The following is a 14,569-nucleotide window of genomic DNA, read 5'->3' on the forward strand; positions in this document are numbered from 1 at the left end:
ACCCTTCAGGCGAGGACACCCGATGTTCACCCGTGACATGCAGATTGCCGGTTTTGATGATGCGCTCCTGAGCGCCATGGACGACGAAGTCGTTCGCCAGGAAGCTCACATCGAGCTGATCGCCTCCGAGAACTACGCCAGCCCCCGCGTCATGCAGGCGCAAGGCTCCCAGCTGACCAACAAGTACGCGGAAGGCTACCCGGGCAAGCGTTACTACGGCGGTTGCGAGTTCGTCGACAAGGTCGAGCAGCTGGCCATCGATCGTGCCTGCGAACTGTTCGGTGCCACCTACGCCAACGTTCAGCCGCACGCCGGTTCCCAGGCCAACAGTGCCGTCTTCCAGGCGCTGGTCTCGCCGGGCGACACCATTCTGGGCATGAGCCTGGACGCGGGTGGTCACCTGACTCACGGTGCACGTCCGAACTTCTCCGGCAAGCACTACAACGCCGTGCAGTACGGTCTGGGCGAGAACGGCCTGATCGACTACACCGAAGTCGCGCGTCTGGCGCGTGAGCACAAGCCGAAGATGATCATCGCCGGCTTCTCCGCCTACTCCCAGATCATCGACTGGGCCGAGTTCCGCAAGATCGCCGACGAAGTCGGTGCCTACCTGCTGGTTGACATGGCCCACGTGGCCGGTCTGGTCGCCGCCGGTGTCTACCCGAGCCCGCTGCCCCACGCCCACGTCGTCACCACCACCACGCACAAGACCCTGCGTGGTCCGCGTGGCGGCCTGATCCTGTCTGCCGAAGGCAATGCCGACATCGAGAAGAAACTGAACTCCGCCGTCTTCCCGGGTGGCCAGGGTGGTCCGCTGATGCACGTCATCGCGGCCAAGGCGATCTGCTTCAAGGAAGCGATGGATCCGTCCTTCAAGACCTACCAGCAGCAGGTCGTCAAGAACGCCCAGGCCATGGCATCCGTGTTCCTGGAGCGTGGCTTCGAAGTCGTCTCCGGCGGCACCGAAGACCACCTGTTCCTGCTGTCACTGGTCAAGCAGGGCCTGACCGGCAAGGACGCTGACGCCGCACTGGGCCGTGCCCACATCACCGTCAACAAGAATGCCGTGCCGGGTGACCCGCAGTCGCCGTTCGTCACCTCCGGTCTGCGTATCGGCACCCCGGCCGTCACCACGCGCGGCTTCAAGGAGCAGGAGTGTCTGGATCTGGCGGGCTGGATCTGCGACATCCTCGAGGCGATGGTCGCCGGCGATTCCGCCGCTGCCGAAGCCGAGGTACAGGCCAAGGTCTCCGAGGTCTGTGCACGTCTGCCGGTCTACGCCTGAGTACCTGACGGATGGCGCTCGCCGACACATGATGTTCGCATCATGAGGGAGCTGGCCACCGGTTCGGAGTGAGGTGCTCGAGAACGCCTGTCGCGAAAGCGGCAGGCGTTTTTTTGTGCCCGGCTCACGTCCAGACGGGGCGACATGTCGTTGATCCGTGGTCCACAAGCGCTCAGAAAGATCAGTCCTGATGCTCGCGGGGACACGCTAGGCTTCTTGATGCGTGATCCATCTCGTGGTGAGGAGACTGTCATGGCCGTGAAGACGCACGACGTTATGCACCATGCCTTCCTGATTCTGGTCGAGCACAGTGGCAATACCTCGCTGAGCAGCCAGGGGAGCGGGGAGATGCGACTCTCCGTCGCCACACTGGGCTCGCTCAAGGCGGCCGAGCGCCTGGTCAGTGAGCTGATCGCCCAGGGGGTCAGTCAGATCGAGCTCTCGGCAAGCTTCGGCGCGGCAGGCGAGGCCGCGGTGAGAACGGTGGTGGCCGACAGCGGCGCCGAGCGAACGGTGATGATCGGTCGTGTCCGGTTCGCGACATGAGCGAAGATGGCGCGAAGTCTGGTGAAGTTGAATAATCCTTGCGCAACATGGAGTTGCGTAAAGGTGTGACCAAAGTCGGGTCTCACCCTTGGTCTAAGGTGTCTTGTTGGCATGTCTGACATGGGCTATTCCTTGACGGACAAGAGCGCACCGCGACCCATCCTGCGAGGGAGGTGAGCGAGCCACAATTGACGCGCCACGCCATCAAGGAACGTTCGATCATGCCCACGCCACCCAGGAGTGCTGCAGGCGGCCACCCGCGCGCCAGCACGTCATCCCCAACGTCAGCGACCGCCAGTGAATCGTCGACCACCGCCCGTGTCGATGTGGCGGAATGGCTGGCGCAGGCCATCTTCGAGAATCGTTATCCGCCGGGCAATCTGATCCCTCGTGAGCTGGATCTCTGCGATCAGCACGCCCAGAGCCGTGCCACCGTACGCACCGCGATCCAGAGTCTGGTCAATGCCGGCATCCTGACCCGCACCACCGGGCAGGGCACGCGCGTCAATCCGCTCAGCGAGTGGCATCTGCTCGACCCACGCGTCACCGGCTGGATGACACGCTATGCGATGCCGCATCCGCAGCTGGCACGGGATATCTACGCCTTCCGCATTTCCATCGAACCCTTCGTTGCCGCACTGGCGGCCACCGAGGCCACCGCCCAGGACCTGTCCGCCATCGAGCAGGCCTACGACGGCATGGCGGCAGCGGTGCATGGCGGCAGCGCCATGGAAGAATTCGATCGTGCCGATATCGCCTTCCATGACGCCATCTTCGCCGCGACCCACAACGTCATCTGGGCGCAGCTCGGCCATGTGCTCAAGCCCTCGATCAGCCTGCTGGTGGCGACCTCCAACCACAACGCCTCGGAGCTGGGCGACAGTCTCGGTCGCCATCGTGCGGTGATGGAGGCGATTCGTCTGCGCCAGCCGGAGGCGGCCCATGCCGCAACCCTGCATGTGCTGGATCGCACCGGGCGCGATCTCGGGCTCGCCATGCCCGAGGTGGCCGATGGGCCGCACGGTGTCGGGCGCGCCCAGGAGCCGCTGGAGCTGCTACGTCGTTTCGGTCAGCTGCCCAGTCTCTCCGCCCCCCTGTCAAGAGAGTGACCCGCGCCCTGGGCGTCGCCACGCCGGGAAGTGTCTGCACGTCTTCCCTCCGCCAAAGAACGTCATAACACGTCATAACAACACGCCAGGAGTTCCACCATGCCGCATTCCACCACGTCCCACCGTCCGTCCCTCGCCTCCGGGCGTTTCGCGCTCAAGGCGCTTGCCCTTTCCACGGCGCTGGCCGCCAGTGCGATGGCCGCGCCCAGCTGGGCGGCCGAGTACGAATGGACCTTCCAGACCTCGGAAACGGCCGGTGAGCCGCAGTTCGAGGTCAAGAAGGCCTGGGCCGAGAACATCAAGACCATGTCGGATGGGCGCATCGCCATCGAGATCCTGCCGGTCAATGCCGTGGTACAGGCCAACCAGACGCTGGACGCCGTCAGCGCCGGCATCCTGCAGGGCCACCTGACGGACCCGTCCTACTTCTCGGGCCAGAATCCGGCCTTCGGCATGCTGGGCAACCTGGTGGGTGCCTGGGGGGATCCGCTGGAATATCTCGAGTACATGCAGCACGGCGGTGGTGAGGCGCTCTACAACGAGCTGGTCGAGCCCTACGGCGTGCATCTGATCGGCGCAGGCGCCACCGGGCTTGAGTCCTTCGTCTCCAAGAAGCCGGTGCGTACCGTCGATGACCTCAAGGGCCTCAAGGTGCGTGCGCCGGAAGGCATGGTCTACAACATCTTCCAGAAGGCCGGTGCAGCCCCCGTCAACCTGCCGGGCTCCGAGGTCTACACCGGTCTCGAGAAGGGCGTGATCGACGCGGCGGATTACACCGTGTTCGCCACCAATGATGACCAGGGCCTGCACAGCTTCGCCAAGTACCCGTCCTATCCAGGCTTCCACTCGCTGCCGATGGTGGCGGTGTCGATGAACAAGGACATCTGGGACGGCCTGCCGGCGGATCTCAAGGCGATCATGGAGACCGCGACTGACTCGATGGCCTACGACATGGTCTTCACCCTCAAGGCACGTGACCTCAAGGCGGTGAGCGCAGCGCGAGCCAATCCGGATATCGAGGTGATCGACATGGCGCCGGAAGAGCGCGCCAAGTTCCGTCGCATCGCCCAGCAGGAATGGAAGGTATGGGCCGAGAAGAACGAGCTGACCGGCAAGGTCTACGAGTCCGTGGTCACCTTCCTCACCGACCGCAACCTGATGTAAGCGTCCACTCGCTGTCATCGGCCGCGTGACAAGAGTCGCCGGGGCGAGACGTCGACAGGATCAAGACGATCAGGAAAGACGCGGGAGATGATGATCGGCGTGCTCACTGGGCGCGCCGATCCTCCTTGAGCAAGCCAGTTAGCAAGGAATTCGATATGGCAGAACATGATGTGGCGTCGCCGGGCCTGCCGGAGGCGTCGGATGACCACGACCCGAATCTGGGCACGCGCACGCCGCTGGACCGACTGGTCGGCAAGGGCACGCGCGCCGCGGCGTGGCTGGTATTGCTGGCGATGGCGATCAGCGTGTTCGAGGTGGTGATGCGCTATGGCCTCGACTCGCCGACCTCCTGGGTCCACGAGACGGTGATCTTTCTGGTCGCGACCAGCTTCGCGCTGGGCGGGCCGGCGGCGCTGGCCAACAACCGCCATATTCGCGTGCGTGTGCTCTACGACCTGGTCGGCACGCGCTTTCGCTACGTGCTGGACTGCTTCAATGACGTGATGACGCTCGTGTTCTGCATGGCGATGAGTTACGCAGGCTGGGTGATGTTCTGGCGCGCCTCGCACAGCCCGCTGGGCGAATGGCAGCTGGAGCGCTCCGGCACCTCATGGAATCCGCCGTTTCCGGCGCTGACCAAGGGCGTGATCCTGTTCGCGCTGGCGGTGATGACCCTGCAGGCGCTGTGGCATCTCTACCAGACCTTCTTCTCTCCCCGTCCGCCCGAAGGGGAAAGTGACGCTGCTGCCCACACGGCACAAGAGACGCGTACCACGTCAGACAAGGAGCAGCGCTGATGGATATCGCAACGGCTACCATGCTGCTGGTCGGCGGCATCTTCGCGCTGCTGGTCACCGGCCTGCCGCTGGCCTTCGTCACCGGCCTGGTCGCGCTGGCCTACACCTTCGGCTGGTTCGGCCCGATGGCGCTGCCGCTGGTCACCAGTCGTGTCTATGGCTTCGTCACCGAGTATTCGCTGGTGGCGGTGCCGATGTTCGTGTTGATGGCCTCGCTGCTGGATCGCTCGGGGATCGCCAAGGACCTGTTCAATGCCATGCGCGTGATGGCAGGTCGCCTGCCGGGTGGTGTGGCGATCCAGACCATCGTGGTGGCGTTCTTCCTGGCGGCGATGTCCGGCATCATCGGCGGCGAGATCGTGCTGCTGGGGATTCTGGCGCTGCCGCAGATGCTCCGGCTCGGCTATGACAAGCACATCGCCATCGGCGTGGTGTGTGCCGGGGGCTCGCTGGGCACCATGATGCCGCCCTCCATCGTGCTGATCATCTATGGCCTGATCGCCAACCAGTCGATTGCCGATCTGTTCACCGCGGCGATCACCCCGGCCATCGTGCTGATGGCAAGCTATATCCTCTATGTGCTGATCCGCTGCCTGCGCAATCCCGCGCTGGGGCCGGTGATGCCCGAGGAGGAACGGCGTGCCAGCTTCCAGAGCAAGCGTGAGCTGCTCAAGGCCGTCGGCGTGCCGGCGATCATCGCGGGACTGGTGCTGGGTTCCATCTATGGTGGGGTGGCCTCGGTGACGGAGGCAGCGGCGATGGGCAGCTTCGGCGTGCTGGTGGCGGTGATGCTGCGGGGTGAATTCTCCATCACCCTGATGCAGCGTGCGCTGTCCCAGACCATGAACACCTGCGGCATGATCATCTGGATCGGTATCGGGGCGGCGGCGCTGGTCGGGGTCTACAACCTGATGGGCGGCAACCGCTTCGTGTCGAGCATGATTCTCGGCCTCGATATCCCGCCGCTGGCGATCATCATGGTGATGATGGCGATCCTGCTGCTGCTGGGGCTGTTCCTCGACTGGATCGGCATCGCGATGCTGACCCTGCCGATCTTCGTGCCGATCATCGTTCAGCTCGGCTATGACCCGGTATGGTTCGGCGTGCTGTTCGCGGTCAACATGCAGGTGTCCTTCCTGTCGCCTCCCTTCGGGCCTGCCGCCTTCTATCTGAAAGGCGTGGCACCGGAAGGCATCAGTCTCAAGGATATCTTCGTCTCGCTGCTGCCGTTCATCGCCATCCAGCTGTGCGTGCTGGCGATGTTGCTGCTGTGGCCGCAACTGTCACTGTGGCTGGTCTAGTCTCAACAGATGTTGCTGATGGCCGAAGACTCGACGCCCTCGCAGATGCGAGGGCGTCGTCGTTCGTGACGACAGGTTTGCGCTGCAATGTGGCGACGCGACATGCATCAGGGGATTTGTGCTCATTGTTGGTGCAAGCAAGCCGGCGGTGAATCAGAGTTGAGAGTTGAGAGGCCAGACTGTCATTGCGACTGCACCATCTTGGCACATTCCCTGCAATGCTCTTGGCAGGCTTGCCTGGCGCAACGAGACCGCACCGCGGGGATGCCTGGCACGCTGCAGCACTTCATGAGGAGAGTTCACATGTCAGAGACTCAAGCACCGCTGTTGTTGCTGACCGACCTGGATGGCTCGCTGCTGGACCATCACGATTACTCGCCGGGTCCGGCGCGCAGCTGGCTGACCCGCCTGCGTGCTCGCGGCGCCTGGGTCGTGCCCAATACCTCCAAGACCGCGGCTGAACTCACGCCCTTGATGCGCTCGCTGGGGCTGGCGGGTCAGCCCTGGATCGCCGAGAACGGAGGCGTCGTGGCGCTGCCGGCCTCCTGGCTCAGTGCCTATCCACTGGAGGAGGCCAGTGCCCCGGATGCGCACGGCCTGTGCCGTATCGCGGTGGCCATGCCGCGCCGCGCGATTCTCGAGGTGCTGGAGGGACTGAGCGAGGAATTCGCCTTTGAAGGCTTTGCCGCGATGTCGGTGGCAAGAATCAGCGAGCTGACGGGGCTGGGAGAGGCGGATGCGGCGCTGGCGGGGGAGCGTGATGCCAGTGAACCGCTGGTATGGCAGGACGCGCCGGAGCGCCTCGAGGAGTTCCGCACGCGCCTGGCCAGCCATGGCCTCAAGCTGACGCGGGGCGGGCGTTTCCATCATGTGACGGGCGACACTGACAAGGGGGTGGCGGCGCGCTATCTGATCGCGCGCTACCGGCTCTGTGAGCGGGTGCGTCCCTGGACACTGGGCTTCGGTGATGGCGCCAATGATCTGCCATTGCTGGCCGCGGTCGACAACGCTGTCCTGATCCCCAGCGTCGGTGATACCTCACAGCGCGATCGGGAGCTTGCCGAGTATCCGCTACTGGCGGATGAACGCCGCTGTTTTCGCGCCAATCACCCCGGGCCGCAGGGATGGGTCGAGGGATTACGTCACTGGCTGGCCAATGGCCAGCCGGAAGAATGGACATCCAGAGGCCTGCGCGCCTGACGCCTGCCTGATGCGTGTCTTCGGTATGACAAGGAGCTGACATGAGCGATTTTTACCAGAATGGCATCATCACCAACTTCCATAACCTGACCGACCGTCCGGTGGAGGACCTTGAAGCGGATCTGATGCGCTTCTCCCGCAAGCGGCCGATGAGCCTGATTCTGCCCTCGCTGTATTCCGAGCTGGAAGGCCCCGCGCTCAAGCACATCGTCGATGAGCTGGCGCAGGTGCCGTATCTCAGCGAGATCGTGATCGGGCTGGATCGTGCCGACCGCGACCAGTTCGAGCATGCCAAGGAGTTCTTCTCTCACCTGCCACAGCATCACCGTATCCTGTGGAACGACGGGCCGCGCCTGCGTGCACTGGATGAAGAGCTGACCGAGCATGGTCTGGCACCGATGGAGGCCGGCAAGGGGCGCAACGTCTGGTATTGCTCCGGTTACGTGCAGTCATCAGGCATCGCCGAGGCGGTGGCACTGCATGACTGCGATATCGTCACCTATGATCGCGGCCTGCTGGCGCGTCTGATCTACCCGGTCGCCCATCCGCAGTTCAACTACGAATTCTGCAAGGGCTACTATTCGCGCATCGCCCAGGGCAAGCTCAATGGTCGCGTGGCACGTCTGATGGTCACGCCGTTGATCCGTGCGCTCAAGAAGGTCTATGGCCCGCTGCCGTATCTGGATTATCTCGACAGCTATCGTTATCCGCTGTCCGGTGAGTTCTCGATGCGCACCGACGTGCTGGCGGACATTCGCATCCCCAGCGACTGGGGGCTGGAGATCGGCGTGCTGTCCGAGGTGCATCGCAACTATTCCACCAAGCGTCTGTGCCAGGTGGACATCGCCGATGCCTATGATCACAAGCATCAGCCGCTGTCCGAGGAAGATGCGCTGGGCGGCCTCAATCGCATGAGTCTGGATATCGCCAAGGCCATGTATCGCAAGCTGGCGACGCTGGGGGTCGAGATCCATGGCGAGACTTTCCGCACCATCAAGGCGACCTACTATCGCATCGCGCTGGATCTGATCGAGACCTATTACAACGACGCCGTCATGAATGGCCTGACGGTGGATCGTCACAGCGAGGAAGCGGCAGTGGAGCTGTTCGCCGCCAACATCATGGATGCCGGCAGCGCCTTCCTCGACAACCCGCGTGACAAGCCCTTCATTCCGAGCTGGAATCGGGTGCAGTCCGCGGTGCCGGACCTGCTCGAGCGCATGCATGAAGCGGTGGAGCTGGACAACCAGTAACGACACCTTTCACCAACCGCTTTCATGGGTCACGCACGTTGCGGCAGACACGGGAAGGTAAAACGACAACGGGGCTGCCACTGGCAGCCCCGTTGTCGTTGGCAGGCACGTCGTCAGGTCAGACGACCTCGATGGCCGGTGGGCGCACCGACTGCTCCATCAGCCAGGCGGCCTGATAGGGGCGGCGCGCCATGGCGGGGTCGAAGGCCTTGTCATGACACAGGTGGTCGGTCAACGCGAGGCCCTGCCAGCTTTCCGGCAAGGGCAGCACACGCGGCTGGTCGGTGACATTGAGGGCGAACAGCAGGCGACGTCCCTCGTGGGTGACGCGCTCGAAGACGAAGAAGTCCGGCCCCAGGTCGAACACCTGCTGATGGGCATCGGGGTGGAAGCATGGCTCCTCGCGGCGCAGTGCCATGCGGCGCTTCAAGGCATGGAAGACCTCATGGGTCGCGGTGTTGGGGCTGGACAGCAGGGCTTCCAGTTCATCGCGCTGCCACTTGCGGCGGTTGATGGCGCGCAGATGCCCGTCGCGTTCGACCCCTTCCTGGTGATTGGGGGTGGCGGTCAGTGAATGAAGATAGAGGCCGGGAATGCCCTGCAGGCTCAGCATCAGGGTCTGACTGGCGATGAAGCGCTCGATCTGCCACGGGTCCCGTCCACGCCGCGTGCCCTTGAGGGCATCGAAATAGCTGATGTTCAGCTCATAGGGAGTGTCGGCGCGCCCCGGATTGGCGCGCATGCTGACGTAGCCACCGAAGTCGTGCACCAGTCGCACGAGGGTATCGCGCTCATGGTCCGGCAGCAGGCCTTCCAGCGCACGCACGCCGATGCCATCGTGGCTGGCCGTGAAGTTGAAGTAGCTGCATCCCGCCGGCAGAGAGGGCAGGCTGGCGGCCCATTCGGTCAGCGCACTGGCATCCCCGGAGGTCAGGGTATGCAGAGTCAGCGGCGGCAGCGTGAACTGATAGATCATGTGGGCTTCATCGGCCTGGGCGCTGCCCTCGAGGGAGGTCAGGTCCTGCTCGGAAAGGCGGTCGAGGCCGAAATACGACATGTTCTCGGCGTGGGGCACGTTGGTTTCCGTGATCAGCAGGCTGCCGGGGGCCAGATGATCCACGATGGCGCGCAGCAGGCGGACCACGGCATGCGTCTCCGGCAGATGCACGCAGGAGGTGCCCAGACGCTTCCACAGGAAGGCCACGGCATCGAGGCGGATCATGCGCGCGCCCTGCTCGAGGTAATAGAGCAGGATACCGATGAACTCCAGCAGGACGTCGGGATTGGCGAAGTTGAGGTCGATCTGGTCATCCGAGAAGGTTGCCCACAGATGACGCAGGCCACGACGGGTATGCACCGGCGTGAGCAGGGCCGAGGGGCGTGGTCGCACCACGCTGGAGACGTCCGTTTCCGGGTCCATCTCGATGAAGTAATCGCGGCCGGGTTGCACGCCGGCCAGATAATCGGCGAACCACAGCGATTCCCGCGAGCAGTGGTTGATGACGAGGTCCGCCATCAGGTCACGTTGCTCGCTCAGACGCTGGATGTCCTGCCAGTCGCCGAGGGCCGGATTGACCTCACGGTAGTGGATGACGCTGAAGCCGTCGTCGCTGCTCCAGGGGAAGAAGGGCAGGACGTGCACCCCGGAGAGGCAGTCACCCAGACGGCTCGCGAGGAAGTCATTCAGGGTGGCCAGCGGGGCCTCGCCTTCCTGTTGCACGCTGTCGCCGTAGGTGATCAGCCACTGATCACGTTCGCTCCACAGCGGTTCGCCCTCGGGAACCCGGGGGGCAAGACGCGAACGATGCAGCTCCATCAGTGTCTCGAGACGCCGCAGCACCTCATCCTTGCGCTCGGGATAGATCACCGCCAGCAGCGTCTCGGCGTGGCGGGCGAAGGCATCGTTCGAGAGCGGGTGTGACAGGGAGCGTGGGCCCGGTCGAGCGGCGTGTGAGGAAGAGGTGGAAGGATCGGGAGGTGGCATGTCGGGCATGAGCGGTCCTCGAAGTCATCAGTGCATGTGACTTGACCATGCAAGACGACGGCCAGCCCACTGGTGCAGGCTGGCCGTCGTCGAGTCATGGCGGGTGAAACCGGCGGGGAAAGCCATGTGATCAGCTCCTGTCAGGCCATAGAGCCGATCAGGCTCACCCGCACTGCTTGCGAAGTGCTCGCGAAGTGCCTGCGAAGTGCCTGCGAGCGGGTCGCGGGCTACCTGCGAACGACTCGATACAGGATCAGCAGGATGATGGCACCGAGCACGGCGATGACGAAGCTTGCCAGATTGAAGCCGGTGACATCTCCGAAGCCGAGCTGCGTGCCGATCCATCCCCCTACCACGGCACCCAGGATGCCGATGATGCTGGTGACGATGATGCCACCGGGGTCCTTGCCGGGCATGATGACCTTGGCGATGATGCCGGCGATCAGTCCGAAGATGATCCAGGCGATGATTCCCATGTCGCGTCTCCTTGCGTCATTAGTAAGCACTTGGTCGTGAAGATCATTCACTCATGTGGCGAGCATCCTTGTGGGAGTTTCTCGCCGGCCTCGGTTCTCGGGAGTCTATGCGGATTCCTCTTCCGCTCCTCAAGGCTAACGCAGATAGGATCTGACTGACATAGGCTCCCGTGCACGAGTCTTAACGGTTACAATGGCGCCCATTCCATGTCTTTCGGCTGTGCTGCCGTGGCCCGACGCTGCTCGGCAGTACCGGAGGCCGAAGTACGCAACGCCGCCACCTCGCACTCAAGCAGGCTCCCAACAATGCACTGTCCCTTCTGTGGAACTCATGAAACCAAGGTCACGGATTCCCGGCTGGTGGTCGAGGGTGACCAGGTGCGTCGTCGTCGCCAGTGCGCGGCCTGCGGCGAGCGTTTCACGACCTACGAGACGGCAGAGCTGGTCATGCCGCGAGTGGTCAAGGGTGACGGTTCCCGGGAGAGCTTCGATGAGCACAAGCTGCGGGCAGGCATGTTGCGCGCGCTGGAGAAGCGTCCTGTCTCCTCGGAGCTGATCGAGGCGGCTGTCGAGCGTATCCGTCAGCGTCTGCGCGCCACGGGGGAGCGTGAGATCGAGGCGCGCCGGATCGGTGACGAAGTGATGCAGCAGCTCAAGCGGCTGGATCAGGTCGCCTATATCCGCTTTGCCTCCGTCTATCGCCGGTTTCAGGATCTGGACGAATTCCGTGCCGAGATCGACCGCCTCGCCCAGGAGCCCAGTTTCCTGCCCGGCGAGGAAGACAGCCGCTCCTGATCCGCGCATCGCCCGACCGTCCTGCGGTCCGACTGTCGGGGCGGTCCATGTTGTCGTCACACGCCGATAGGTATTGCATGTCCCTCACCTCTCATGACACCGCAGTCGGCCAGGAGCCTGGTCACGATATTCGCCACATGGCGCATGCCTTGCGCCTTGCGCGCCTGGGAAGCTACACCACCCATCCCAATCCAAGGGTCGGGTGCGTGCTGGTCGACCCCGTCACTGACGAGGTGATCGCCACCGGCTTTCATGTGCGCGCCGGGGAAGGGCATGCCGAGGTCAACGCCTTGGCCGCCGCCGGTGAGCAAGCCCTGGGCTGCGTGGCCTACGTGACGCTGGAGCCCTGCTCGCACACCGGGCGAACCGGACCATGCTCACGCGCCTTGATCGCGGCGGGCATCTCGCGGGTGGTGATCGCCATGCGGGACCCGAATCCGCAGGTGGCCGGGCGTGGCATCGCCATGCTTCAGGGCGCTGGCATCGCCGTGACGGTGGGCGTGCTGGAGCAGGAGGCGCGTGCGCTCAATCCCGGCTTCCTGTCGCGCATGGAGCGCGGGCGCCCCTTCGTGCGTCTCAAGCAGGCCATGAGTCTGGACGGTCGCACCGCGATGGCCTCCGGTGAATCCCAGTGGATCACCGGCCCGGAAGCGCGCAGCGCCGTTCAGCGACTGCGCGCACGCTCCAGCGTGGTGATGAGCGGTATCGAGTCGGTCATCTTCGATGATTCGCGCCTCAACGTGCGCGCCGAGCAGCTGGGGCTGGAGGCGCATCCGCTGGGGCTCGAGGCGCTGGTGGCGCGTCAGCCGTTGCGCGTGGTGGTGGATACGCATCTGCGCCTGCCACTGGCGGCGCGAATCCTTGAGCAGGACGGCAGAACCCTGGTGGTCTGTGTCGCGGATGAGACAGCGGCTCAGGCAGAACGGCGCAGACTGTTGGAAGCGGCCGGCGCCGAGGTGCTGGCGCTGCCGGCGGGCCCGGAGGGACGTGTGGATCTCGAGGCGCTGTTGCGCCATCTGGCCGAGCACGAGCAGGCCAATGAGGTCCTGCTGGAGACCGGTGCGGTGCTTGCCGGTGCCATGCTCAGTGCCGGGCTGGTGGATGAGATGCAGCTGTTCATGGCGCCGACGCTGCTGGGCGGGGAGGCGCGTCCGTTGCTGGCCCTGCCCGGACTCGAGCACATGGCGCAGCAGCGGCGGGTCGAGATCCGTGAGATTCGTGCCGTGGGGCGCGACTGGCGCATCACGGCAGTGCCCGACAACGGCGAGCCTGTCGGCTGAACTGACTGAGAGAAATTGCCTGCCAGCGCAAGGACTTGCCGCTGTCTGGCGACAGTGGCGTCGCGGGGCGCTGGCGCAAAACCGGGTGGCGGGGTACCCTGACGCCCGACTTTTTGATAACACGCGTGGGCCGGGCAACCGTCGGCGCGGTCCGAAATGTGGAGCAAGCATGGCGCTATCAGGCATCGCAGCACTCGTCGAGGATATCCGGCAGGGCAAGATGGTCATCCTCATGGATGACGAGGATCGTGAGAACGAAGGCGACATCATCATCGCCGCGGAAGCCGTGACAGCCGAGCACATCAACTTCATGGCGCGTCATGCGCGTGGCTTGATCTGCATGCCGATGTCGCGTGAGCATTGCGAGCAGCTCCAGCTGCCCTTGATGGTGCAGGCCAACGGTTCCGGCTTCGGCACCAAGTTCACGCTCTCCATCGAAGCCACCGAAGGCGTCACCACCGGTATCTCCGCTGCTGATCGCGCACGTACCGTGCAGGCGGCTGCCGCCCGCAACGCCCGTCCGCAGGATATCGTCCAGCCGGGGCATATCTTCCCGCTGATGGCGGAGCCGGGTGGCGTGCTGCGTCGTGCCGGCCACACCGAGGCGGCCTGTGATCTGGCCTCCATGGCGGGCTTTGGCGCGACCGGCGTGATCTGTGAGGTCATGAACGACGACGGCAGCATGGCGCGTCGTGAGGAGCTCGAGCGCTTTGCCGCCGAGCATGATCTCAAGGTCGGCACCATCGCGGACCTGATCGAATACCGCATCCACAACGAACAGACCGTGGAAGTGCTGGACAGCGAGCAGGTCGAGACGGCCTTCGGCGAGCTGACGCTGCACTGCTTCAGCGATCGCATCCAGGGCCGTCACCATCTGGCGCTGGTCAAGGGCACGCCGACGCCTGACGCCTTGACCACCGTGCGTGTGCATGTGGAGGACCCGATGCGTGACCTCCTGACCCTGCGTCAGCCGGGCAGCAGCAGCTGGGCGCTCCATGATGCACTGTCACAGGTCGCTGCCGCTGATGCGGGCGTGCTGGTGCTGCTGGATACCGGCAGTGATTCACAGGATTACAAGGAACGTCTCGATGTCTTCCTCGGACGACGTCGTACGCCGCGCACCAACGAATCCGATGGTGCGGGCAACTATCTGACTACCGGTACCGGTGCCCAGATCCTCAGGGATCTCGGCGTCGGCCGGATGCGTCTGCTCAGCTCGCCGTGGAAGTTCTCTGCGCTGTCCGGTTTCGGCCTCGAAGTGGTCGAGCTGATCGGCAGTGATGACGCGGCCAGTGGCACAGACACCGTGGGTGCATAAGGCCCCGGCACTACCCAAATGGCGGGAGTGGTGACCAGTCGCGGTCGTCGCTCCCGGTATG

At 64.2% G+C, this 14,569-nt stretch carries 13 protein-coding genes; 11 read left to right on the top strand and 2 right to left on the bottom strand.

Translation table 11 applies throughout. From position 1 onward, the window contains the following. Nucleotides 1-22: 22 nt before the first annotated feature. From glyA to PJK54_RS02615, 8 genes are all read left to right on the top strand, one after another. The gene (gene glyA, locus PJK54_RS02580) at nucleotides 23-1,285 is read left to right on the top strand and encodes a serine hydroxymethyltransferase (RefSeq protein ID WP_271302184.1); all 1,263 of its coding nucleotides are present in this window, start codon (nucleotides 23-25) and stop codon (nucleotides 1,283-1,285) included. A 252-nt stretch (nucleotides 1,286-1,537) separates the two neighbouring features. Next, nucleotides 1,538-1,831: a DUF6506 family protein gene (locus PJK54_RS02585; protein ID WP_084208052.1), complete on the top strand. Its 294-nt coding sequence runs from the start codon at nucleotides 1,538-1,540 to the stop codon at nucleotides 1,829-1,831. Nucleotides 1,832-2,052: 221 nt separating this feature from the next. After that, complete coding sequence (locus PJK54_RS02590) at nucleotides 2,053-2,940, top strand: FadR/GntR family transcriptional regulator (RefSeq protein ID WP_191237536.1); 888 nt, start codon at nucleotides 2,053-2,055, stop codon at nucleotides 2,938-2,940. Between the two features lie 99 nt (nucleotides 2,941-3,039). After that, a complete protein-coding gene (locus PJK54_RS02595; RefSeq protein ID WP_136938766.1) occupies nucleotides 3,040-4,104 on the top strand; it encodes a TRAP transporter substrate-binding protein in 1,065 nt (354 codons plus the stop codon). Between the two features lie 155 nt (nucleotides 4,105-4,259). Next, complete coding sequence (locus PJK54_RS02600) at nucleotides 4,260-4,901, top strand: TRAP transporter small permease subunit (protein WP_136938765.1); 642 nt, start codon at nucleotides 4,260-4,262, stop codon at nucleotides 4,899-4,901. Next, the gene (locus tag PJK54_RS02605; RefSeq protein WP_216061351.1) at nucleotides 4,901-6,202 is read left to right on the top strand and encodes a TRAP transporter large permease; all 1,302 of its coding nucleotides are present in this window, start codon (nucleotides 4,901-4,903) and stop codon (nucleotides 6,200-6,202) included. Before PJK54_RS02600 ends, PJK54_RS02605 begins: the two co-directional genes overlap by 1 nt. Before the next feature lie 303 nt (nucleotides 6,203-6,505). Then, nucleotides 6,506-7,402, top strand: coding sequence for an HAD-IIB family hydrolase (locus tag PJK54_RS02610; RefSeq protein WP_164850270.1), 897 nt, complete (start codon nucleotides 6,506-6,508; stop codon nucleotides 7,400-7,402). 41 nt (nucleotides 7,403-7,443) lie between these two features. Further along, entirely contained in the window at nucleotides 7,444-8,655 is a 1,212-nt protein-coding gene (locus PJK54_RS02615; protein ID WP_077375009.1) for a glycosyl transferase, read from the top strand. A gap of 118 nt (nucleotides 8,656-8,773) precedes the next feature. On the opposite strand, the gene PJK54_RS02620 is transcribed toward PJK54_RS02615, so the two are convergent. Both PJK54_RS02620 and PJK54_RS02625 read right to left on the bottom strand, forming a co-directional pair. Continuing rightward, nucleotides 8,774-10,648 carry a sugar phosphorylase gene (locus tag PJK54_RS02620; protein WP_240499671.1) on the bottom strand — a complete coding sequence of 625 codons (1,875 nt, stop codon included), beginning with the start codon at nucleotides 10,646-10,648 and terminating at the stop codon, nucleotides 8,774-8,776. Between the two features lie 218 nt (nucleotides 10,649-10,866). Further along, entirely contained in the window at nucleotides 10,867-11,115 is a 249-nt protein-coding gene (locus tag PJK54_RS02625; protein ID WP_077375006.1) for a GlsB/YeaQ/YmgE family stress response membrane protein, read from the bottom strand. Nucleotides 11,116-11,421: 306 nt separating this feature from the next. On the opposite strand from PJK54_RS02625, the gene nrdR reads away from it, so the two are divergent. The 3 genes from nrdR (at nucleotide 11,422) to ribBA (ending at nucleotide 14,508) form a co-directional block, all read left to right on the top strand. Beyond that, nucleotides 11,422-11,910, top strand: coding sequence for a transcriptional regulator NrdR (gene nrdR / locus PJK54_RS02630; RefSeq protein WP_077375003.1), 489 nt, complete (start codon nucleotides 11,422-11,424; stop codon nucleotides 11,908-11,910). A 77-nt stretch (nucleotides 11,911-11,987) separates the two neighbouring features. Continuing rightward, the gene (ribD, locus tag PJK54_RS02635) at nucleotides 11,988-13,190 is read left to right on the top strand and encodes a bifunctional diaminohydroxyphosphoribosylaminopyrimidine deaminase/5-amino-6-(5-phosphoribosylamino)uracil reductase RibD (protein WP_271302185.1); all 1,203 of its coding nucleotides are present in this window, start codon (nucleotides 11,988-11,990) and stop codon (nucleotides 13,188-13,190) included. 169 nt (nucleotides 13,191-13,359) lie between these two features. Next, complete coding sequence (gene ribBA, locus PJK54_RS02640) at nucleotides 13,360-14,508, top strand: bifunctional 3,4-dihydroxy-2-butanone-4-phosphate synthase/GTP cyclohydrolase II (RefSeq protein WP_077374998.1); 1,149 nt, start codon at nucleotides 13,360-13,362, stop codon at nucleotides 14,506-14,508. Nucleotides 14,509-14,569: the final 61 nt, after the last annotated feature.

Origin of the sequence: Cobetia sp. MMG027 (assembly GCF_027947415.1) — a bacterium.
Taxonomy (GTDB): Bacteria; Pseudomonadota; Gammaproteobacteria; order Pseudomonadales; family Halomonadaceae; genus Cobetia; species Cobetia marina.

What these genes read in the sequence shown, in the direction of transcription:
- glyA (WP_271302184.1), top strand. Translation starts at nt 23, where the DNA reads ATGTTCACCCGTGACATGCAGATTGCCGGTTTTGATGATGCGCTCCTG.
- PJK54_RS02585 (WP_084208052.1), top strand. Translation starts at nt 1,538, where the DNA reads ATGGCCGTGAAGACGCACGACGTTATGCACCATGCCTTCCTGATTCTG.
- PJK54_RS02590 (WP_191237536.1), top strand. Translation starts at nt 2,053, where the DNA reads ATGCCCACGCCACCCAGGAGTGCTGCAGGCGGCCACCCGCGCGCCAGC.
- PJK54_RS02595 (WP_136938766.1), top strand. Translation starts at nt 3,040, where the DNA reads ATGCCGCATTCCACCACGTCCCACCGTCCGTCCCTCGCCTCCGGGCGT.
- PJK54_RS02600 (WP_136938765.1), top strand. Translation starts at nt 4,260, where the DNA reads ATGGCAGAACATGATGTGGCGTCGCCGGGCCTGCCGGAGGCGTCGGAT.
- PJK54_RS02605 (WP_216061351.1), top strand. Translation starts at nt 4,901, where the DNA reads ATGGATATCGCAACGGCTACCATGCTGCTGGTCGGCGGCATCTTCGCG.
- PJK54_RS02610 (WP_164850270.1), top strand. Translation starts at nt 6,506, where the DNA reads ATGTCAGAGACTCAAGCACCGCTGTTGTTGCTGACCGACCTGGATGGC.
- PJK54_RS02615 (WP_077375009.1), top strand. Translation starts at nt 7,444, where the DNA reads ATGAGCGATTTTTACCAGAATGGCATCATCACCAACTTCCATAACCTG.
- PJK54_RS02620 (WP_240499671.1), bottom strand. Translation starts at nt 10,648, where the DNA reads ATGCCCGACATGCCACCTCCCGATCCTTCCACCTCTTCCTCACACGCC.
- PJK54_RS02625 (WP_077375006.1), bottom strand. Translation starts at nt 11,115, where the DNA reads ATGGGAATCATCGCCTGGATCATCTTCGGACTGATCGCCGGCATCATC.
- nrdR (WP_077375003.1), top strand. Translation starts at nt 11,422, where the DNA reads ATGCACTGTCCCTTCTGTGGAACTCATGAAACCAAGGTCACGGATTCC.
- ribD (WP_271302185.1), top strand. Translation starts at nt 11,988, where the DNA reads ATGTCCCTCACCTCTCATGACACCGCAGTCGGCCAGGAGCCTGGTCAC.
- ribBA (WP_077374998.1), top strand. Translation starts at nt 13,360, where the DNA reads ATGGCGCTATCAGGCATCGCAGCACTCGTCGAGGATATCCGGCAGGGC.